20 protein-coding genes are annotated in these 23,262 nt (G+C 31.8%); 14 read left to right on the forward strand and 6 right to left on the reverse strand.

Annotated features, from left to right (window positions below; genetic code table 11):
* Positions 1-56: 56 nt before the first annotated feature.
* Positions 57-3,272 (reverse strand): cytochrome c biogenesis protein CcsA, encoded by a 3,216-nt coding sequence (gene ccsA / locus QE431_RS11200; RefSeq protein WP_307295797.1) that lies wholly within the window; start codon positions 3,270-3,272, stop codon positions 57-59.
* Positions 3,273-3,596: 324 nt separating this feature from the next.
* On the opposite strand from ccsA, the gene QE431_RS11205 reads away from it, so the two are divergent.
* The 14 genes from QE431_RS11205 to QE431_RS11270 all read left to right on the forward strand — a co-directional run bounded on the left by QE431_RS11205 (position 3,597) and on the right by QE431_RS11270 (position 19,151).
* A complete protein-coding gene (locus QE431_RS11205) occupies positions 3,597-4,358 on the forward strand; it encodes a Rossmann-like and DUF2520 domain-containing protein (RefSeq protein WP_307295799.1) in 762 nt (253 codons plus the stop codon).
* Entirely contained in the window at positions 4,342-4,869 is a 528-nt protein-coding gene (locus QE431_RS11210) for an HAD family hydrolase (protein WP_307295802.1), read from the forward strand. Before QE431_RS11205 ends, QE431_RS11210 begins: the two co-directional genes overlap by 17 nt.
* 114 nt (positions 4,870-4,983) lie before the next feature.
* Positions 4,984-5,910: a geranylgeranylglycerol-phosphate geranylgeranyltransferase gene (locus tag QE431_RS11215; protein WP_082586818.1), complete on the forward strand. Its 927-nt coding sequence runs from the start codon at positions 4,984-4,986 to the stop codon at positions 5,908-5,910.
* A complete protein-coding gene (locus QE431_RS11220; protein WP_307295807.1) occupies positions 5,903-6,487 on the forward strand; it encodes a Maf-like protein in 585 nt (194 codons plus the stop codon). Before QE431_RS11215 ends, QE431_RS11220 begins: the two co-directional genes overlap by 8 nt.
* 10 nt (positions 6,488-6,497) lie before the next feature.
* Positions 6,498-7,028 (forward strand): mechanosensitive ion channel domain-containing protein, encoded by a 531-nt coding sequence (locus QE431_RS11225; protein ID WP_057117896.1) that lies wholly within the window; start codon positions 6,498-6,500, stop codon positions 7,026-7,028.
* Positions 7,029-7,130: 102 nt separating this feature from the next.
* A complete protein-coding gene (locus tag QE431_RS11230; protein ID WP_057117895.1) occupies positions 7,131-8,231 on the forward strand; it encodes an AI-2E family transporter in 1,101 nt (366 codons plus the stop codon).
* Positions 8,232-8,305: 74 nt separating this feature from the next.
* Positions 8,306-10,138: a hypothetical protein gene (locus QE431_RS11235; RefSeq protein WP_307295811.1), complete on the forward strand. Its 1,833-nt coding sequence runs from the start codon at positions 8,306-8,308 to the stop codon at positions 10,136-10,138.
* 185 nt (positions 10,139-10,323) lie between these two features.
* On the forward strand, positions 10,324-10,842 hold the full coding sequence (locus QE431_RS11240; RefSeq protein WP_057117893.1) for a hypothetical protein: 519 nt from the start codon (positions 10,324-10,326) through the stop codon (positions 10,840-10,842).
* Positions 10,843-11,048: 206 nt separating this feature from the next.
* Positions 11,049-12,668: a hypothetical protein gene (locus tag QE431_RS11245; protein WP_307295814.1), complete on the forward strand. Its 1,620-nt coding sequence runs from the start codon at positions 11,049-11,051 to the stop codon at positions 12,666-12,668.
* Positions 12,669-12,850: 182 nt separating this feature from the next.
* Positions 12,851-15,382, forward strand: a complete 2,532-nt coding sequence (locus QE431_RS11250; protein ID WP_307295817.1) for a PIG-L family deacetylase — start codon at positions 12,851-12,853, stop codon at positions 15,380-15,382.
* A 113-nt stretch (positions 15,383-15,495) separates the two neighbouring features.
* The gene (locus tag QE431_RS11255; protein WP_134141197.1) at positions 15,496-17,214 is read left to right on the forward strand and encodes a sodium:solute symporter; all 1,719 of its coding nucleotides are present in this window, start codon (positions 15,496-15,498) and stop codon (positions 17,212-17,214) included.
* Between the two features lie 17 nt (positions 17,215-17,231).
* Entirely contained in the window at positions 17,232-17,660 is a 429-nt protein-coding gene (locus QE431_RS11260; protein WP_307295820.1) for a hypothetical protein, read from the forward strand.
* 221 nt (positions 17,661-17,881) lie between these two features.
* Complete coding sequence (locus QE431_RS11265) at positions 17,882-18,484, forward strand: hypothetical protein (protein WP_134141194.1); 603 nt, start codon at positions 17,882-17,884, stop codon at positions 18,482-18,484.
* 40 nt (positions 18,485-18,524) lie between these two features.
* The gene (locus QE431_RS11270; protein ID WP_307295825.1) at positions 18,525-19,151 is read left to right on the forward strand and encodes an MCP four helix bundle domain-containing protein; all 627 of its coding nucleotides are present in this window, start codon (positions 18,525-18,527) and stop codon (positions 19,149-19,151) included.
* Between the two features lie 270 nt (positions 19,152-19,421).
* Here the strand turns inward: QE431_RS11270 and QE431_RS11275 are convergent, their stop codons facing one another.
* The 5 genes from QE431_RS11275 to QE431_RS11295 form a co-directional block, all read right to left on the reverse strand.
* Positions 19,422-20,264: a DUF2911 domain-containing protein gene (locus QE431_RS11275; RefSeq protein ID WP_057117887.1), complete on the reverse strand. Its 843-nt coding sequence runs from the start codon at positions 20,262-20,264 to the stop codon at positions 19,422-19,424.
* A gap of 70 nt (positions 20,265-20,334) precedes the next feature.
* Complete coding sequence (locus QE431_RS11280) at positions 20,335-20,997, reverse strand: HAD family phosphatase (protein WP_307295831.1); 663 nt, start codon at positions 20,995-20,997, stop codon at positions 20,335-20,337.
* 75 nt (positions 20,998-21,072) lie between these two features.
* Positions 21,073-21,786, reverse strand: a complete 714-nt coding sequence (locus tag QE431_RS11285) for a ThiF family adenylyltransferase (RefSeq protein WP_057117885.1) — start codon at positions 21,784-21,786, stop codon at positions 21,073-21,075.
* Positions 21,787-21,965: 179 nt separating this feature from the next.
* Positions 21,966-22,610 (reverse strand): TatD family hydrolase, encoded by a 645-nt coding sequence (locus QE431_RS11290; RefSeq protein ID WP_307295834.1) that lies wholly within the window; start codon positions 22,608-22,610, stop codon positions 21,966-21,968.
* Positions 22,610-23,209 carry a DUF1684 domain-containing protein gene (locus QE431_RS11295; RefSeq protein ID WP_307295837.1) on the reverse strand — a complete coding sequence of 200 codons (600 nt, stop codon included), beginning with the start codon at positions 23,207-23,209 and terminating at the stop codon, positions 22,610-22,612. The genes QE431_RS11290 and QE431_RS11295 overlap by 1 nt, the downstream gene beginning before the upstream one ends.
* Positions 23,210-23,262 lie beyond the last annotated feature (53 nt).

Here is a 23,262-nt window from a genome sequence, read left to right on the forward strand (position 1 = left end):
AAAAAGGTTCAACATAATGTTGAACCTTTTTTGAATTAATAATTCCTTTGAATTATTTATTTCTTTACTTTTTTACTTTTATAGTACTTTCTATATTTTGGATAGGTAACAGCTCCAATAACACTAATGGAAATCAAAGTGTAATAAACCCAATTTAATGAATGCGCTTCTCCGCTTGCGTAAGAATGCAAACCAACCAAATGGAAATTTACTCCATAATAAGTAAACAGAATTGAAACAAATGCAAACATACTCATTAAGTTGAAGAACCATTTTCCTCTTAAAGCAGGAACAAAACGAGCGTGAATTACAAATGCATAAATCATAATTGAGATTAAAGCCCAAGTTTCTTTTGGATCCCATCCCCAGTAACGTCCCCAGCTTTCGTTTGCCCATTGTCCGCCTAAGAAGTTTCCAATAGTAAGCATGATCAAACCAATAGTTAAAGCCATTTCGTTGATATATGTAATCTCTTTTAAATTAAGTTCCATTTTGGCTTTATTTTTCTCAGTTGTAAAGAAAATCAACAGCAATGCAACAAAGCCTAAAATAAATCCTAATGCAGTTGGACCATAACTACCTACAATAACTGCCACGTGAATCATTAACCAATACGAGTTAAGAACCGGTTGTAAGTTTGCAATTTCAGGGTCAATCCAGTTCATGTAAGCTGCCATTAAAATCATAGCAGTAACAAAGGCAGATGATGCTACTGTTAATTTTGATTTTCTATCAAAAGCCAATCCGAAGAACATTGTGGACCAAGCTACATAAACGATTGATTCGTAAGCATTACTCCAAGGCGCGTGACCAGAAATATACCAGCGTGCAATTAATCCTAATGTATGAATTGCAAATAACAATCCGACTAAAATATGGAAACCATCTATTGTAATACGAAGCCATTTTTTCTCAAAGAAAATGTTCACGATAATAAAAATGAACATAAAGCTTGCTACTGTAATATACCAATACGGTAATTTTTGAAAAACGTCGTATTTATTATAAGCTATCTCAGCATCGATTTTGTCTTCACTTGGTCGTACTTTGCTACCAAATTTCTTTTGAAAACCATTAATGCTTTCAACTAAATTGTCTGCTGTGTCAAAGTTTTTAGCAATTGAACCGTTGTTTAGGGCACTAAAATATAAAGGCAGAATTTGGTTAACGTAGGTTGAATCCATTCCTTTAAATCCATTATTATTGCGCTCTAAATAAGAAACCCATTTATGATTTGGATCGTTTGGAACCGGAAATATTCTCAAAATGCTTCCGCTTAAAGCAGATTCCATTAAGTTTACTTTTTTATCTGTTTCAACAAAATCTTTCTCAAAATTATTTGGATTTGCTGCTTTGTAAGCCTCATCTAAATAAGGAGATAATTTATAATTTCCCTGCTCATCGAAGAATTTCACAAACGGAGCATATTGATCTTTCGAATCAATTCCGATAATTTTACGAATACTATCATTTCCAGATTTAATATAAATCAAAGGAATCTGAATCCAAACCTGAGCATATTGTGTCATCGATAAGAAAACCTGATCAGAATTCATTCCATTGTAAGTATCCTTATGGCTTACTTTTCGAAGTAACTCAGACGAAAACGTATTAATAGGTTTCATTCTTCCGCCGGCATCTTGGATAATCAATCGTCCAAATTTTGCTGCGTGCGATTCTGGTGCTTTATAAATAGTCAATAATGAATCTAATTGTTTTTGACTTGGCGGCGCTGTAACATGATTAGCATGATCATTAGGATCTGCGGTATGCGCGTGATCGTGATCATGAGAATGAACATGTGGAGTCTGCTGTGCAAAACCACTTAAGCTTATCATTAAAACTAAAATAGTAATTAGCTTTTCTTTTTTCTTTTTAACCGCTTCTAGTTTACGTTTCAAATCACCAAAACGAGAATGTTTTGTAAACATAATTGCCATAAGTCCTATATAAAGTAAAAAATAACCCAAATAAGTAATATTAGTTCCCCAAAAATCATGGTTTACAGATAAAACAGTTCCTTTTTCATCTGGATCAAATGAAGACTGGAAGAAACGATATCCTTTATGATCTAAAACGTGATTCATAAAAATATCATAATCAAAAGTTTCTGTAGAATCCTGGACAGTAACTTTACTTTTATATGAAGAATAACTTTTTTCGGTACCAGGATATTTTTCTGCTATAAAATCGTTCAATTTTATTTTAAAAGGTAAAATGTATGCTTTACTTCCATAAAATAAAGAATATTCAATATTGCCAATTTTAACCGTTTTAGCCTCTCCAATCTGGCCTTTAGACCCCATCAGCATTACTTCTTTTTCTTGTCCTTCAGCTTTAACTTTTACGACCAAAGCATCTGTATGAGATTTAGCTTTAAAATCATTATTTGATTCATATTCCACTTTTCCCTTCATTGGCGGATCTGGAAATACAATTCTAATATCTCCAATGCTATACAACGAACGCATCATTAAAGGCTGTACATTATTTTTAGTGACTTTTCCTTTAAACTGATCTGCCATTCGCATAAACTCCCCTTCAAAAGGAGTCTGAATAGTGTATTCTTTACCAGTTGTATTAATGTTAATTGCTCCATCAGTTGGTTTATTTAAAGCAAATAAAACATTGTGAATATTTTGAACCTCACCTTCTTTAAGATAATGTTCTTCACGTCCGCCGGCACCAGCTTCTACTAATTTAAGATATAAAGTTCCGTTTGGATCTGGTTTAACCACTTCCTTCGCTCCCATTATATAATTAGAGTATGTAACTTCAAACGGTGTTTCATCAAATTTTCCAGAAACACTGAAATCATTATTAGTAACAGGAGATAATAAAAGATTTTTTTCAAAAACCCTTCTTTTCATCTCCCCTTTATATTCACCATCCACAAAAATGGTTAAGAAAGTTTTATCGGAGTAAATTTGATTTTCTGCAGCGCCTTCGCGAATAGGCATCATTCCTTCATAACTAATGTAACGAGTAATAAAAGCTCCTAAAATGATGAAAATAAAAGAAATATGCAGTAAGAAGGTTGCCCACTTTTCTTTTTTAAGCAGTTGATAGCGTTTAATGTTTCCGAAGAAATTGATCACAAAAACAAGCATTATCGCCTCAAACCACCAAGTATTGTAAATAAGTATTCTGGCTGTATCGGTATTGTATTTACTTTCGATAAAAGTTCCAACACCCATTGCAATTGCGAATGTTAAAAAAAGAACGGCCATTAATCGTGTAGAAAACAAAAAAGAGAATATTTTTTTATCCATTTTTAAGGAATTACATTGTATAAAAGTGGCACAAAAGTACTTAAAAATGTTGATTTTAGGCATGTGATATTTGTTAATAAAAACCAAATATATAGCAAGAAATTTGATCAAATTCTCAAAAAAGTAAACTTATTTTTACAAAAACAAACATCTACAATATAGCTGTCTTGATTGTTTTCTTATAAATTAAAATAGATTATCATACTTTAATCTTGGCAATTAGAATAATGTCTGAAAATAAAAATCATATTAGTACCCTGCAATCTGTCGCAAAAGTTTTCGTTACAAATTATCTTTATAAAAAATAATACTAATTTTGCTTTTATGATTCAAATAACAATAATCGGTTCCGGCAACGTCGCACAGCATTTAATAAAAGCTTTTGATGTAAGCAAAACTGTAGAAATTAAACAGATTTTTTCAAGAAACAAGGAAGCTGTGGCTCATTTGGTTGATTATGAAAAGATTATTTCTGACTACAGTGAATTACAGACAGCTGATCTCCATATAATTGCAGTTTCAGACAATGCAATTACCGAAGTTTCAGAACAACTTCCTTTTAATAATCAGTTTGTAGTGCATACTTCTGGAACATCACCAATAGATGTTTTAGATGAAAAAAATCGCAGGGGTGTTTTTTATCCGCTCCAGACTTTTTCTAAAAATAAAAATATAGATTTTTCTATAATTCCTTTTTGTTTAGAGGCTGAAAATACTGCTGATTTTAAACTTTTAGAATCTGTAGCTAAAAGTGTTTCTACTGCTGTTTATTCTATCAATTCAGAGCAGCGAAAAGCACTTCATGTCGCTGCAGTTTTTGTGAATAATTTTACCAATCATCTTTATCAAATTGGACAAGAAATTTGTGAAGAAAATCAAGTTCCTTTTTCAATACTAAGACCTTTAATTCAAGAGACGGCGGATAAAATTAACACGCTTGATCCAACTGAGGCGCAGACAGGTCCTGCAAAACGTGAAGATTCCAAAACAATCAATGCACATTTGGTTTTTTTACAAAATGAAAACAAAAAAAATATCTATAAAATCCTAACACAATCTATACAAGATAATGGCAAAAAGTTATAAAGAAATAATGAATGACATCACAACGTTTGTTTTTGATGTAGACGGTGTACTTACAGACAGTTCTGTTTTTGTAACCAATGAAGGCGAAATGTTAAGAACAATGAATATTCGTGATGGTTATGCTTTAAAAGCAGCGATCGAAAGCGGTTTCAAAGTATGCGTTATTTCTGGCGGAAGCAATGAAGGTGTCCGCATTCGTCTTCATAATCTGGGTGTTACTGACATTCATTTAGGAACTCCAAATAAAGTAAAAACTTTTAAAGAGTACACCGAAACTTATAATATTAAGCCTGAAAATGTGTTGTATATGGGAGATGATATTCCTGATTTTCATGTAATGAAATTAGTTGGACTTCCAGCCTGCCCACAAGATGCAAGTCCAGAAATTAAAAATATCTGTCGTTACATTTCACATGTAAAAGGCGGAAGAGGCGCTGCAAGAGACGTCATCGAACAAGTTATGAAGGTGCAAGGGAAATGGATGGAGTATTTTGATGGAAAACACGATTAATTAATTGTGAATTATCAATTATAAATTGTTAATGAACGTAACATTTATATTTTTACAAGCCATAAACATAAAAATCTTAGAACCTTAGCAACTTAGCCACCCAGAACCTCAAAAATGAAATACCTAAAACTTATTCGTTATAAAAACTTATTAATGCTTGCTTTTATGCAGCTTCTTTTTCGTTATGCATTTTTAAAACAGCAGGATATTCCGTTAGCATTGTCAGACTGGCAATACGGATTACTGGTTTTGAGTACCGTTTTGCTGGCCGCAGCGGGTTATGTCATTAATAATATTTATGATGTTGCAACCGACAGTATTAATAAACCTAACGACGTTGTTGTTGGTAAAGGAATAACAGAAACGGCGGCTTATAATATTTATATTGGTTTGAATATTTCTGGAGTTGCCATTGGTTTTATTCTGTCGAATATTATTCTAAGGCCTACTTTTGCCTCGCTTTTTATCTTAATTGCTTCTTTACTATATTTTTATGCTACAACTTTAAAGCAAATTATGATTTTGGGCAATTTTGTTGTTGCATTGCTTCTTGCTGTGAGCGTTTTAATTATTGGAGTTTTTGATCTTTTTCCAGCAACAACTGCTGAAAATCAAGCGCAGATGGCAAGTCTTTTTTCAATTCTAATAGATTATGCCTTATTTGCTTTTATGATTAATTTTATTCGTGAAATAGTTAAAGATATTGAAGATGTAAATGGAGATTACAATCAAGGAATGAATACATTACCCATCGCTATTGGAATTAATAGAGCTGCCAAAATTGCTTTAGGCTTTGCCGTTATTGCTTTTATATTATCTGCGCTTTACAGCAATATTTATTTTATGGAGAACAAGCTTTATATCGCTGTTCTTTATTCGTTTGTTACAGTTTTAGCCCCATTATTATATTTCATAGTCAAAATATTTACTGCAAAATCTCAAAAAGATTTTCATCATTTAAGTACTATTTTAAAACTTGTTTTATTCTTCGGAATTTTATCAATCTTGGTTATCGCCTTAAATATCAAATACAATGCTTAAAGAAAAACTACAAAAATATAAAATCATTTTAGCTTCTGGTTCGCCAAGAAGACAGCAGTTTTTTAAGGATTTAGATCTTGATTTTGAAATTCGATTAAAAGATATTGAAGAGATTTATCCGCCAGAATTAAAAGCTGTAGAAATAACTGATTATCTGGCAGAACTAAAAGCCAAAGCTTTTGAAGGCGAGTTACAAGAAAATGAAATTTTAGTAACCAGCGACACTATTGTCTGGCACCAAAATAAGGCATTGGGAAAACCAAAAAACGCCGAAGAAGCTTTTGAAATGATCAAATCAATGTCTAACGCTACTCATGAAGTAATTACTTCTGTATGCTTTAAAACTGCTGACTCTTCTACCCTATTGCATGATATTACAAAAGTTACTTTCAATGATTTATCTGATGAAGCAATTTTGTACTACATAGAAAATTATAAACCTTACGACAAAGCTGGCGCTTATGGTATTCAGGAATGGTTTGGTTTTATGGCAGTTGCAAAAGTTGAAGGCTCTTACACCAATGTTATGGGGCTTCCAACAGCAAAAGTTTACGAATTTTTAAGTACATTAGTGTAAAAATTTATTTATGTTTTCTTTTAAAGAGTATAGCCGCGAAATCTTAGCCACCATAATTCTCATTCTTATATTGATTGTTCTTCGAATGGTTATTGCAAAATTGATAAGACGTTTTGCCTCTACTAGTCATTTATTTGAACATAGAACCAATTTAGTAATCAAGTACATTAATATTCTAATGAATATATTGGTTACAACCAGTTTAATTGTGGTTTGGGGCGTTGAAACGCAAGATATTTTCATTACTATTTCTTCGATTGCAACTGTAATTGGAGTTGCTATGTTTGCGCAATGGTCGATTTTAAGCAATATTACTTCTGGAATGATTTTATTCTTTTCTTTTCCTTTTAGAATTGGGGACACGATAAAAATACATGATAAAGATTTTCCTATCGAAGCTGAAATTGAAGACATCAATACCTTCCATGTGAGCTTAAAAACAAAAGAAGGCGAGAAAATTATTTTCCCAAACAATTTATTACTGCAAAAAGGAATCTCTATTATTCCCGCCAAATATGAAGAAAGAGAGTTTTTTGATTAAATGTTAATGGGAATTCTATAACGCCGCGAAGAAAAGCTAGAACAGAAAAGAGCAAATAAAGTGTAATATTTGTTTTATAAAACCAGCTTAAATCTTCAAATAATGACTCGGCCCATAACTTTACCTTTTTATGCAAAGCTTTGCTTTATACTTGTTACTTTAATTTGTTTTGCTTTTATTTTTTGTACTGGAAAAGATATTCTGACTCCAGTTTTAATGGCATTTTTATTTGCTGTTCTACTGCTTCCCATTTTTACGTTTTTAAATACAAAATTTAAATTTCCAAGGCATTTAGCCGCAATAGTTTGTCTCTTAATTTTTCTATCCTTCATTGTCGGTATTTTGGTTTTCATTTCCTATCAAGTTACTTATATGGCGAATGATTTTGATACCATAAAGAAAAATGCAAATACTTTTATCATTGAAATTCATAAATTTATTAGAGAAAATTTTCAAGTAAGCATTGGAGAACAAAAAAAATATCTGGATACAGTAACAAAAGATTCAGTTAAAAACGGCCAGGCTACAATAGTATCTTCTATAATATCTATAAGCGATGTTCTTTTGGATAGTACGATTATCGTAATTTATACGTTTTTGTTTTTAATATATAAAGAGCATTTTAAATTGTTTTTAGCTAAATTAATAAGCCAAGAAAATCATCCGGTTTTAAAAGACATTCTTTCGCAGATAAAAGTTTCTGTAAACAATTATATTGTTAGTTTAATTATTGAAATGATTGTTGTTTCCATATTAACCAGTTTAGGATTGTGGATTATTGGCATTAAATATTTTATATTGTTAGGACTTATAACTGGAATTTTAAACCTAATTCCTTATATCGGAATTTTAATTGCCGGAATCATTACCGTATTAGCATCATTAACTGGATCTGCAGATACTTCTGTTATTCTTGGAATTCTGATAGTAAATATAATTGTTCAACTTATTGATAATAATCTGCTTGTACCATTAATTATTAATTCTAAAGTTGAAATCAATGCGTTTGTTTCTATTATGGGAATTATTGTTGGGGGCGCTGCAGCAGGAATAGCCGGAATGTTCTTGGCCATTCCGCTTTTAGCAATTCTAAAAATTATATTTGATAGAATAGAATCACTTTCACCTTGGGGATATCTCATGGGCAATCACGTACCTAGGAAATTTAAATGGAGAATAAGAAGGACTTCTGTTGAGCATTAAAAAACTTATTTTTTAAACCTATTATTTATTCCTATATTCATAAACAATAAAATTATTAGAAGTAAAATTACCGAATGTCTTTAAACAATAAAATAGTATTTTTTATTCTGTTATGCTTTTGCTTGCAAGGTGTATATGGACAAGTAGATCAAACTAAAAAAGAGCCAAAACCTCAAAAAGACAGTACTGAAATCTATAACAAAATCCGAAATTATTCTAAAAGAAATAAGTTTACGCAAACTATGCATAAACTATTTTTTAGATCGAGGAAACCAAAGAAAAAAGAAGAACTTTTGGTAAAAATAGACTCTACAAATTATGAAGGCAAAATTATTCGAAATATAAATATTATTACATTAGATCCGTTTGGTCATTCTGTTGCAGACACCACACAGGTACCCAAAAACTGGGGAGAACGAACAGGAAACAAGCTTCATTTAAAAACAAAAAAAATAGCGATTTATAATTTATTGTTATTCAAACGAAATACACCTTATAATACCTATAAAGTTTTAGAATCTGAGCGTTTGATTCGTTCCCAGCGTTATGTGACCGCCGTTCGAATCTCCAATCAATCTGTAGGAAAAGCATCTGATTCTGTAGATGTTACAATTAGAGTTTTAGATTCCTGGAGTACAATTCCGAGATTTTCTATTTCGAGCAATCAAGTTTCGATTGGTTTTAAAGAAAAAGACTTTTTTGGCTCTGGACAGCAGCTGGAATACCGTTTTACGAATCGATTTGATGATGGACGAAATGCTAATGAAGCAACCTATACCGTTCCGAATATCAAAAACACTTATATCAGTACCATTCTTCACTACAAAATGGATTTAGATAATAACTATATCAAAAGCATTGATGTAGAACGTGATTTCTATTCTCCTTTAACCAAATGGGCGGGCGGAGTTTATGTTGATGAATATTACAGACGAGATACTCTTCAAGCTCCAGATCTTTCTTATGCCTATCAGCCGATGAAATATACATCACAGGATGTTTGGGCGGGACGCGCTTTTAAAATGTTTAAAGACGATCATGATGCAATAACCAATCTTATTACAACTGCTAGATTTCTAAATGTCAATTACAGCGAATCGCCAACAGAAGTTTATGATCCAGATCATTTTTATTCAAGTGAGAAACTGATTCTAAGCGGTATCGGATTGAATACTCGAAAGTTTATCAAAGACAGTTATATCTTTAGAAATGGACAAACGGAAGACGTTCCTATAGGCAGAATATATGGAGTAACATTTGGCTATCAATACAAAAACACATTTTGGAGGCCTTATGTCGGCGCACAATTTTCATTTGGAAATTACTATCGATTAGGATTTCTCAGTATGAATTTTGAGGCTGGAACTTTCTTTCATCAATCTAAAACCTACCGTACTGCTTTTTTATTTGAATCGAATTATTTTACAAAGTTGTACAGTATTGGGAACTGGAAATTAAGACAATTCGTAAATCCAAAATTTGTTTTTGGTATAAACCGTGACAATGTGATTGGTGATGAACTTAATATAAATGAACAAAATGGTTTAGCAGGATTTAATACTGCATTGTATGGGACTAGTAAAGCTGTTTTATCACTCCAAACCCAAACCTATTCTCCGCATGCATTATGGGGTTTTCGTTTAAATCCATTTTTTAATTACTCCATTGCCGTTTTAGGAAGTCCAGAAGTCGCAATTACTAAAAGCAAACCATATTCTAAACTCACCCTAGGATTGTTGGTTAGTAATGACTATTTGGTTTTTAGTTCATTTCAGCTTTCAATTTCATATTATCCAAGTATTCCGCTTCAGGGCGATAATGTTTTCAAAACAAATACTTTTGAAACTACAGATTATGGACTGCAAAGCTTCGAACTTGCTAAACCAAGAGTTGTTGATTATAAATAATTTTATTTTTTTTCTAAATTTTCAAAAAAGTGTAAAGCAATTTATAATCAATAATTTAGCATAAAAATTTTCTAAAAACGACTCGTCGAAATGCATTTTTATCCGATAAAATACATTTGCTTTATTTTTTTGGCACAGTATATGAATATCTTTGAACAAGATTAACATTTAAAAAAATAAACAAAATGAAAACGATAAAATTAGCAATCGCCGGATTATTTCTAATGGTTGCAAATGCCACGCAAGCCCAAGTATCGATAAACGTTAACATAGGAAATCCTCCAGCTTGGGGTCCTGCAGGATATAGCGAAATGGAATATTACTATCTTCCAGATATTGAAGCTTACTATGATGTTCGTGCTGCCCAATTTATATATTTTGGAGGAGGAAGATGGGTTAGAACAACTTACCTGCCAAGACAATATAGAAACTATGATTTATATGGTGGTTATAAAGTAGTTTTAACCGATTATCATGGTAGAACTCCTTATACTTATTTTGATCGTCATAGAGTAAAATATTATAAAGGATATCACGGTGCTCCACAAAGACCATACAAACCAAGACCAGTTTATGGTTACAATGATCGTCGTCATGACCACAGAGATTACAAACATTATGACAAACACGATAAGCATCATGATAAACATGACAGACATGATGATCGTCACGACGACCATGATCACGGACGTGGAAGAAGATAATACTAAATCACTAGTTTTCAATACAAGAGAGTATCAAATAATATGATACTCTCTTTTTTTTACTAATTTAACTTTGAACTTTTGTTAAATCTTTGTAATTTACATATAAATCACTGAAAAACAGTTAGTTTTAAAAAATTAACCATTGTTTAATGAGATTCTGACTTATATTTGCACCGAATTTTAAAAATCCAAAAAAGAAATTTATGAAAAAGAATGTTTATTTGCTTTCATTTTTAACAATGTCACTATTAATAGGCTGTGACAATAATGATGATAACAAAAACGATAACCAATCGTTGAATAACATTACTATTACTTCAGATCAAAATGCTTTAAATCAAAGGCTTGATTATACCAATTCTGGAGTAATTTCTATTGAAAACGGTTCTTTAACAGGAAAATCTGCTGACAACACTATTACAACTTTCCCTTTAGTTCAAATTGCTGAAGTAAAACCGCCAGTTGATGCTAACGGAAAAACATTACAAGCAAGTCACGTTACAGTGAACGGAAACTATGCTTATGTTTCTTATATCACAAGAGGCGATGTATATTCTGGAGCGATCGATGTAATTGATGTTTCAGATCCATATAAACCAAAATTAGTTACATCAGCTTTAATTCCAAATACTGATATTACATCTCTTACCTACTCTAATGGAAACTTAATTATTGGAGCAGCAAAAGATGTAGATAAAGACCCTTTGCTTGCAAACAATCCTGCAATAGTTTTTAATATGCCATTAAGCTCAGGATTACTTGCTGATAAAGTAACGACTAATTATTTAGAAAGCAGAGTTACAACAGATGTAGCGGCTAACTCTTCTAATTATTTTGCTGTAACTGGAGATAACGGAAGCTTGTTTAAAATGAGTACTTCTACTAAAGCAATTACTGGTAAAACTGCAATGGCAGATTTACGTTCTATTGCATTAACTTCTGATAAAGTAGTGACTTTGAGCGGAAATAAAGGAGTTAACATCTATAATCAGTCTACTCTAGCATTACAAAAATCTTTTACAACATCTACAGATATAAGCGGTGCTAAAAGAACAATGGATATTGACGGAACAAAACTTTTAGTTTCTGAAGGCCCAAATGGTCTTGGCGTTTACGACATCAACAGCGGTTCTAAGTTACAAACAATTGGAATTACTACTGCTGGTGAAGATAATGTTACAAATGCTGTTTCTGTAAACGACGGATATGCATTTCTTGCAAATGGTGCTTTAGGCCTTAATGTTTATCAATCAGGAACTCAATTAAGTTTATTAGGTTCTGTAGGAATTGCAGGTTCTTCAAACTACGTAAAATCAAGCGGAAACTATATTTACGTTGCCAGCGGAACAGGCGGTTTGAAAATCATTAAGATGGAAAAACCGAACACTACATTTGCCAGTTGTTCTTCATACGGAATTTATAATCAAGGAAGAGATTTGATTTTAAACTCCAATGAAATTAAATCTTACCAAGGTGCAACAGCTATTAATTCGGCAATTGTAAATTCTGGTGCAGTTTTAACACATTGCGGCGCTATAACTGTTTTAAGTAACCTAACTTTAAATACCAATGGTACTTTTAATATGAGAGGAAGTTTGTCTCAAGGTAAATATCTACAGTCAACAGAGCTTATCATAAATAATAATGCAGTATTACAAATTGAAGGTTCGGTTGTAATTTGGGGAGATTTAAGATTAAACAGCGGTGCTAAAATTAATTTCATCGGAAACGATTCTTCTATTACAATCTACGGGAAAGTTACAAAAGGAAGTAATGTTACAATTACAGGAACTTACAAAGACACAGAAAACAAGTTGAAATAAACAATAGTTAAATTTCAAAACCTAAATATTTTGAAAGCTGCCAGAACTAATCTGGCAGCTTTTTTTATTTTAACTGCTTTAATTAAGGTACAATTATTGTGCGTTAACAATTCATTTAAATAATCTTCCATAAAATAATTAGTATTTTTGGGACAATTTCAGAAAACAACTAACTCATTACCATGCGAAAAATACAGATCCAAATCTTTCTTTTATTTTTTATAGGTTTTCAAACTTCATTTGCACAACAGCCACAAAAACCAAATTCTGTTGAAATTTACAATCAAATCAAAAAATTGAACTTTTTAGGCTCTGTATTATATGTTGCTGCACATCCTGATGACGAAAATACTCGAATGATTTCGTATTTGGCAAATGAGATGAATGCCAGAACTGGTTACTTATCGTTAACCCGCGGTGATGGAGGACAAAATTTAATTGGACCACAATTACGTGAATTATTAGGTGTTATAAGAACGCAAGAACTAATTGAAGCCAGAAAAATTGATGGCGGAGAACAGTTTTTCTCCCGTGCAAATGACTTTGGTTTTTCTAAAAATCCAGATGAGACTCTAGATATTTGGGACAAAGACAAAGTCTTAGCAGATGTGGTTTGGACAATCAGAAAATTTCAGCCGGATATTATTATTAATAGATTCGATCACCGTTCGCCAGGAACAACGCACGGTCATCATACATCCTCAGCAATGTTGAGTGTTGAAAGTTTTAAATTAACCAATGATCCAAAAGTTTACCCAGAACAATTGCAATATGTAACGCCGTGGCAGGTTAAAAGACAATTTTTTAATCCGTCTTGGTGGTTTTACGGAAGTCAGGAAAAATTTGATGCTGCTAATAAATCTAAATTTACTAAATTAGAAACTGGGGTTTATTATACTGGAATTGGGAAATCCAACCAAGAAATTGCAGCTTTAAGCAGAAGCCGCCACCAATCTCAAGGTTTTGGAAGCACAGGAGTTCGTGGCGAAGAAACCGAATATTTAGAACTTATTAACGGCGAAAACCCAAAAGAAAGAGATAATTTATTTGACGGAATTGACACAACTTGGAATCGAGTTAAAAACGGAAAACCAGTTGGTGACTTAATTACTTCGATTATTTCGAAATATGATTTTAGTAATCCATCTGCAGGTATTCCAGATTTAGTAAGAACCTATTCTATGATCGAGGCTTTGGAAGATACACATTGGAAAACTATTAAATCTGCTGCTATAAAAAATATTATTGCATCATGCTCAGGATTATATCTTGAAGCGGTTTCAAATGAGCAGGAAGCAACTCCAGGAAGCACAATTAGATTGAGCCTTGAAGCTATTAACAGATGCAGTGTTGATATGCAATTGGCAAGTGTAACAACATTGCCGGATAATAAAACTACAGTTCAAAATAGTGTTTTGAAGAATAATAACGATCAGAGAATTAATCTTCAATTACAACTTCCAAACAATATTGAGTATACACAGCCTTATTGGCTAAAAGAAAAAGCAACAGTTGGAATGTACACAGTTTCTAATCAGGAAAATATTGGTATTCCAGACATCATCAGAAATGTAAAAGTTGTTTTTAATGTAAAAATAAACGGTGTAGAAATTCCGTTTGAACGAACTGTAGTTTACAAATATAATGACGGTGTAAAAGGAGAAATGTATAATTTTCTTGATATTGTACCAGAAGTTACAACCTCAATTTTAGAAAAAGTTTTGATTTTTAGAGATACTAAAAGCAAAATGATTCCTGTAAAAGTCCGCGCAGGAAAAGACGATGTAAAAGGAAATTTACAATTAGAATTGCCAAAAAGCTGGAATGTTTCTCCAAAAGAAATTCCGTTCGTTTTGGACAAAAAAGGAAACGAACAAATATTTTATTTTGAAGTAACTCCTCCTGTTAACCCAGAAGAAGTTGTGGCAAAAAGCATTGCAGTTGTAGACAACAAACGTTTTGATAAAGATCAAACGATTATAGATTTTAGCCATATTACGAAACAAATGGTTTTAAAACCAGCAGAATCTAAATGCATTCGAATAGATTTGAAAACTTCTGGAGATGCAATTGCTTACATTATGGGAGCAGGCGACGAGGTTCCTGAAAGTTTAACTCAAATGGGATACAAAGTTTCTATTTTAAAACCAGAAGAAATTACGCCAGAAAAATTAGATTCCTTTAGTACTGTTATTACAGGAATTCGCGCCTACAATACAGTAAGTGCTTTGGCTAATAAACAAAATATACTTTTTAATTTTGTTAAAGGTGGTAAAAACATGATTGTTCAGTATAATACTAACGGAAAATTGGTAACCGATAAAATCGCGCCTTATCCGTTAAAATTATCTAATGACCGTGTGACCGAAGAAAATGCAAAAATTACTTTTCTAGCTCCAAATCATCCAGTTTTGAATACGCCAAATAAAATTTCCTCAAAAGATTTTGAAGGCTGGACACAAGAGCAAGGTTTGTATTATCCAAATGAATATGATCCTGCCTTTACTCCTATTATTTCGTCGCATGATAAAGGAGAATCTGCTAAAGATGGAGCTTTATTAGTAGCTCCGTACGGAAAAGGATATTATATTTACACAGGTTTGAGTTTCTTTAGGGAATTACCAGAAGGTGTTTCTGGAGCGTATCGATTATTATCGAATATTATTTCTCTAAAACAGCCAATTGAAGCTCCTAAACAAGACATAAAGCAATAATTATGGAAGCGAAAAAACAAAAAAAATGGAAAAAAAGCTACACCTATGTTTTGGTCGCTAATGCAATTTATATTGCTATTTTTTTCTTAATCATGCAATTATACTCATAACCTATGCAGCTATTTGACTGGATCGTACTTATTGTAACCTTATTATTTATTGTTGGATATGGTTCGTGGAAAACCAAAGGCAGTAAAAATGTTGAGGATTTTATTTTAGGAAATAATGAAACGCCTTGGTATACTGTTGGACTTTCTGTTATGGCAACCCAGGCTAGCGCCATTACTTTTTTATCTACTCCTGGACAAGCGTATCACGATGGAATGGGGTTTGTGCAATTCTATTTTGGTCTGCCAATTGCCATGATTGTGATTTGTGTAACGTTTATTCCTCTATATCATAAAACTAAAGTTTATACCGCTTACGAATTTTTAGAAAGAAGATTTGACGTAAAAACTCGTTCTCTTGCAGCTATTTTATTCTTGGTTCAAAGAGGTTTAGGAACTGGTTTAACAATTTATGCACCGGCAATTATTTTGTCAGCGCTTTTAGGATGGAATTTAACCATAATGAACATTATAATTGGAGTTTTGGTTATTATCTATACTTTTTCTGGTGGAACAAAAGCCGTAAACGTGACACAGAAACAACAGATGTTTGTAATCATGTCTGGAATGTTTATCACTTTTTTCCTGATTCTGCATTACCTTCCAAACGATATGACTTTTAACAGTGCGCTTCATATTGCAGGAGCAAATGACAAAATGAATATTGTTAATTTCTCCTTTGATCCCGAAGAAAAATATACTTTTTGGAGCGGTATTACCGGCGGTTTCTTTTTAGCACTCGCCTATTTTGGAACAGACCAATCACAGGTTGGACGTTATTTATCTGGAAAATCAGTTCGTGAAAGCCAGATGGGATTAATTATGAACGGACTTTTAAAAGTTCCTATGCAGTTTTTTATTCTTCTAACAGGAGTAATGGTTTTTGTATTTTTTCAATTCAATCCAGTACCATTAAATTTTAATCCGAATAATAAAATTGCTATTGAAAAATCTGCATATAAAGGAGAATATCAGGCTTTAGAAAAAAAACTAGAAAAACTTTCTGAAGATAAAAAGGTAATCAACTTATTGTATATCGATCAGTTGAATCAAGATTATGATAATCCGATTTTGCGCAAAGAATTAGTTGCTTTATCTAATAAAGAAAAAGACCTTCGCGATAAAGCCAAAGAAATTATTTCAAGAGCCGACAGTAATTCTGAAACCAACGACAAGGATTATGTGTTCTTTCACTTCATCCTGCATTATTTACCAAAAGGACTTATAGGATTGTTATTGGCCGTTATCCTTTCGGCAGCAATGTCGTCTACGGCTTCCGGACTAACAGCTTTGGCCTCTACAACAGCAATTGATATCTATAAGCGAAACGTCAGTGAGAAATCAGAAAAGCATTATTTGAATGCTACAAAGTTTTTTACACTTTTCTGGGGAGTTGTTGCCATACTTTTTGCCTGCGTTGGAACTTTGTTTGAAAATTTAATTCAGCTCGTAAATATTATCGGATCTATATTTTACGGAACGGTTTTAGGTATATTCTTAGTTGGTTTCTATTTACGAAAAGTTCAAGCAAAACCAATGTTTATCAGTGCGATTATCAGCCAGCTTACGATTTTTGTAATTTATTATTTTATGATTTACAGTCAGGAAAAACTAGGTTATTTATGGCTTAACTTTATTGGAGCAATTTTGACAATTGTATTAGCGTTCTTATTGCAGTTTTTATTTTTTAAAGGGAAAATAGATTCAGAAATATTAGAAAGTTAATTTTAAATTTATTTTTTATGACAAAGCGTGAATTTTTATTTCATTTAAATGGAGCTAGTTTTGTTGCTCTTAAATTTGCTGAAAAGTTTGTCAAAAATAAATTAGTAACTGATTTTAAGTATAATTTAATACTTACAGTTGCAAGTAACATTGATGGCTCAAATAAATTCGACATATTTCCTGAAGATAATAACATAATAAAGTTAGATTTAACTGATAATGAGGTTGTAGATATATTATATAGAAATAACAAAATTCCAGTTTGGATCGACATTAGTGTTTTAAAATCTAGTAGAAAAACCACAACTTTTAATTTATTATGTTCAGGCAAATACACTGATGACAAGAATGAATACTATTATAACTATAATGGCTCTGGTCCATTTGGAGTTAAAGGTCCTAACTTTCCAATAAATTATAAAGAAGGAAAAAAATTTAGATTGTAAAAATTAATAAATCTGCCTACAAATAATCCTACTGCCCTAGCCCTGATGGAAGTGGCATCCTTTTGTGCCGGGGTTCGGCACAAAAGATATAGCGGACAGCAGGAAACAGCTTCAAAAAATATACTTCAATATTAAAAAATTGTAAGTAAAAGTGCTATTTTAGTTCTTCCAAATAATCTTAAAAGATTAACCAAAAACAACCATAAACCAAAGAACTATAAATGAAAATTTCTGACGATTTAGAAAAACTGCTCCCATTCGGTTACCTTTTCCTAATTTTAATGGGAATCCTAAAAGACAGTATTTATTATTATCAATTTGGAATCAATATTTTAAGATACTCCACAATTATGGATGTGTTAATTAGTCCAATTGCTGAGTTTACTTCAAATCCAATTATTCTAGCTACGATTATTCTAATGTTTATAGCACATTTTTATCTGCCTGCATATTTAGCTAAGAATAAAGACAAAGCATTTATAAAAAAAACTTTTGAGTTAAAATCGACAGATGAACTATCTGCAGAAGAAACTAAAAGCTATTACAACGGTATTGCTATAAAATCTCTTGCAATAATCTTATTGTCATTCTTTTTAGGTTACGGACTTGCAGGTGGTTATTTTGGCAAAGAAAAGCTGAAAAACAACAAATTAGAATATAGTTATCAATTGGATTTTAATGAAGGTGAATCTAAAAATGTATCTTTAATTGGTAATAACAGTTTGTACTATTTTTATTTTGTCAAAGGAGATAAAACTATAAAAATTACACCTTTGGCATCAATAAAAAACATACAACTGATTCAAAACAAAATGATTAATTAAAAAAATCTTCTTTTTTAATTTCTCCAAAAAAACATCATTTATGAAAGATCTAAAAAAATACAGCAATAAAATGAAGGCTGCTTTTATTCTATTAATAGTGATGTTAATCATTTTATTAGGAAACTTTAATACGCTTCGAAATTCTAAAAACGTAAATGATAATATCAATGCGATTTATAAAGATCGATTGGTTGTTGCACATTATATTTTTCAATATTCTAAAGAACTTCATTTTATAAAAGCTGAAGCTGAAAAACTAAATTTAAACGACACTATAAAGAAGAGAGAAATCAATCACACTTTAGACATTATTCATAACATAGATGATTTGTATGCTAAAACGGTTTTGACCAATAAAGAAAAAAAGCATTTTGATATGTTTTTGCAGTCTTGCAAAGAAATAAACAAACAAGTAGAAAATAAAAATTGGAACGAAATTGCCAATTCTAGTGCAAAAGCACTAAAAACATTAGAATCATTATCGCAGATTCAAATTGAAGAAGGAAAAGCTAAACTGGCTGCTGCTAATGCGATGTACAGTAAAAACAATAGTCTTGGCCAGCTTCAAATTGCGCTTCTAATTATTCTGGGCGGAATTACCTTTTATCTTTTGATCAAGAAAATAAAGAAAACCATTAAAATTCCTGAACCACCGAGTTTGAATTAAATTTTAAACACCAATTTTTATCCCGAAACTTCGGCACTAAATTCCAAAAGAATGAGGTCTTATAACGCAATCATTATAGTTAACCGCAAAGTTCGCAAGGTTTTTTGGCACACAAAGTTCGCTAGAAAAGAAATGTTCGTAAAGCTGTGAATAAACTTTGTGTAAATCTTTGCGTGCTTTGTGGTTAAAAAACAAATAAAAAAAATTCCAAAACCCGAAAGCTTTGGAATTTGGAATTTTATATTTGAGATTTATAATTTGCAAAAATTATTATCTGCTCCACTCAGCGATACTGTCTTTATTCAATTTTACGTAATCGGCATTATTTGCTGCTTCTGCAGATGCCAATGACGCTTTTGCAGTTTCAATTGCTCCTTTTTTATCTCCTTGTTTTGCTTGAATCTGTGATTTTAGTCTCGTTACATAGTATGGTTTGTCTGTACTCATATCAAGAGCTTTGTCTACGTAAGTTCTTGCAGTTTCAATGTTTCCATTTGATTGAAATAAATATTGAGATGCTGCATAATAATCATTCCAAGTTGGACCTGCTAAAGTTTTTTCAATACTTGCCACAGCAGTTTTAGCGGTTGGAACTTCAAATTTTAAAGCAACATGAGAGTTTTCCCAAGACATTTCTAAATAACCAAAATTTGGATCTAAACCATTAATTCCAATTGTAAATGTCTCAACTGGTGTTGGTAATGCATCTTCTTTTACAGTAGTTTTTAAAGCAACATAAGCATCACTCCAGTTTTCTGGTAATCCCCAGTTATCTGTAGAAAGATAAAAAATAACGTCCCAGCTTTCAATTCTTGGAACTGTATAAATTGCATATTTCCCTTTCTTTAAAGTTTTTCCATCAATTACCACATCGTCACTGAAGTTGATGATCGTATTTTCATTAGCTCCAGTTCTCCATAGTTTCCCAAACGGAACTAAATTCCCGAAAACCGCTCTTCCTCTTGCTCCTGGTCTTGAATAAGTAACTTCAACATCAGTTAAACCAACAGTTTGTTTGATATATCCTTTTGGACTTGCTTGTGGAGTTTTTACTTGTGCTTCTGATGCTAATGGTGCTAAGATCAGGGCTAATGCAATAAGTAGTTTTTTCATTCTTATGATTTTTTTGTTTTGTTCAAATTTACAAATTCAATAAGGGAACAAATGTTAAATTTTATATAATTCAAGACTTTAACTGTGATATTTTTTCAGCATTTAATTCGTTAAAATGATCTATAACTAAATCTGCTTCTTTTAAATCCTGCAGGTTAGAATGCTCACTTTTATATCCCACACAAAATATTCCAGCTGCTTTCGCCGCTTTTACTCCGTTTGTGCTGTCTTCAATTATAATACAATCTTCTTTTGGTGCAAGAGAAAGAGAAGCAGCATGAAGAAATATCGCCGGATTTGGCTTTGACTTCGGAAAATCTTCACCACTCACAATATGTGTAAAATACTGATGCAGATTGAACCTCGTAAAAACACGATCGATGGTTACTTTTGATGCAGAAGAAGCTAAAATTAATTGTATTCCGTTATTGTACAAATCTTTAATTAAATCTTCAACACCATCCAAAAGATAGAGATCTTCTTTAGTATCAAATGCGTCATTAAAAATATTACGTTTTCTCTGAATCAAATCTTCCACTTCCTGCTCTACAGATGGGAAATAACTCTTCAAAGTTTGAAATGTATTTCTAGTAGAGAATCCTGTAAAAGAAGTGTACATCTCTTCAGGTACTTCTATATTTAATTCCGAAAATTGTAGATAATAAGCATAACGGTGAACAGGCTCTGTATCTACAATTACGCCATCCATGTCGAAAATTACTGTTTTAATCATTTTTTTAAGATTCTGAGGTTCTGAGGGACTAAGGTTCTAAGGCTTTTTTTTACTGAAAACTGCGACTATGACTGATTACTTTTTCAGAAGATGTCTAATTACCGTTTCAGCAGCGTGCAGACCAAATAATCCTGGCATATAACTGTTTGTTCCGTAAAAGGACTTTTTAAAGTTTTTTCCGTCGGTTAATTTTAAACTTTTTTCATCTTGAATTTCAGAAGAAAAAACCACTTTTAATTTATTTATTTTTGCTTCTTTCAAACGCTTACGAATTGTTTTAGAAAAGTAGCAGTTTATTGTTTTAGAAATATCGGTTACTTTTACTTTAGAAGCCAGCATTTTACCGCCAGCACCCATACTGCTAATTATTTTTACTCTTTTTCTTTTCGCAGCAATAATCAAATTCAATTTTGGAGTAATACTGTCAATACAATCTAAAACATAATCAAATTCTGGAGAAACAATTTCAAAAGCACGTTCTGGAGAAAGAAATTCCTGTACACGTGTCAAATTTAATTCTGGGTTTATATCCATCAATCGATCGCCTACAATTTTAATTTTTGGCTGACCAACTGTAGAATGTAACGCTGGTAACTGACGATTTATATTGGTAATATCCACAACATCTCCATCTACAATTGTCATATTTCCTACTCCCGCTCTTGCTAAAAACTCAGCTGCAAAAGATCCAACTCCTCCTAATCCAACTACTAATACATTTGAATTCTGTAAATTACTTAATCCTTCTTTTGTAAATAAAAGCTCAGCTCTTTCTGTCCACTCTGCCATATACTCTATTATTGTTTTTTTTTGTTTGTTTATTTATTTTGTTTCAAGTTTCAGGTTTCAAATCTGTCAGGCTGAGCGAAGTCAAAGCCCGATTTCTTATTGTTATAAACTTAAACTTTACTCAGGACGAAAAATCACATTCAACTTTTCACATTTAACTTCTCACATCTCACTATTCCCTATCCAAAGACACTTTTATAATTACTTGAAATAATACTTTTTAATTCTTTTAATTCTAGTTTTTTATATTCTGATGCTAATTGATAAACTTGCTGAATTGTTTCCTCCATCGTATCGGTTTCTAAAAAGAATCTGTCGTTTGGAACGCTTTGAAAAACAGCTTTTAAATCTGGATTTTTCAATAAATATTTTCCAAAAGAAAGATAAAATCCTGCCGTAATTAATTGTTCGGCAACCTGTTTGTTTTTCGAAAATCCGTGAATAATCATCGGAACTGTAATTTTCAATCTTTTCCTAATTTCAATTACTTCTTGAAAAGCTGCGACACAATGTATTACAACTGGTTTTTTGAATTTTTCTGCTAATGCTAATTGTTGTTCAAAAACTGAAATTTGTAAATCCAGCGGAATATCAATTCTTTTATCTAAACCGCACTCTCCTATTGCCAGACAATTTTCGGTTTGCAATTTTTCTTCTATAATTTTCAAATCGGCATCAATGCGATTTTCTTCAATATACCACGGATGAATTCCCATCGAATAAAATGCAATTGAAGCATCAAACTCTTTCGGATATTGGTTAACCAATTCTAAAACATCTGCCTGATTGGTAAATTGATGGGTATGAAAATTAAAATATTCCATTAATGAAAGGTTTTAACACCCGCTTTAATTTCAATTTTCAAATCATTTTCCTGCGGAACCAGTGGACAAGAATACTCGTAGTTATAAGCACAATACGGATTATAAGCTTTATTGAAATCGACTGCAATTGTATTTCCTTTCGGAATTTCAAGATCTATGTAACGGCCGCCGATATAACTCTGTTTTCCAGAAGTTAAATCTGAAAAAGGTAAAAACAAATGATTTTTGTATTTCTCCTGTACTATAAGTTCTAAATTTTGGTAAACGTTCAATTTGAAATCTTTACCTTTTATTTTAAAATATAAAGTACCGTATTTAATATATTTTGAAGTATATTTTCCCGACTCTTTCATTTCAAAAACTTTTCCTCCTTTAGCTTTTACCAGAGTAGCATTCACAAAAAAAGTTTCGTTTACGGGATAAAATTCTAAGCTTTTAAAAGTTTTTAAATCTTTAGCCATTAACGGACTAGTCTTAGGATCAGCAAATTCTGAGTTCAATTTCTTTTGAAATTTTTCTACTTCACTTTTACTAAACTTTTTTTGGCCATAGCCAAAAGTAAAAACCAACAATAAAACTAGGGCGTTTAATGTTTTCATCTTAGAAATTTTCTGCAAAAATAGTTCAAAAGTAACAAAACAACAACCACTTA

The organism is Flavobacterium sp. SORGH_AS_0622 (assembly GCF_030818825.1).
In the GTDB taxonomy this organism is placed as follows: Bacteria; Bacteroidota; Bacteroidia; order Flavobacteriales; family Flavobacteriaceae; genus Flavobacterium.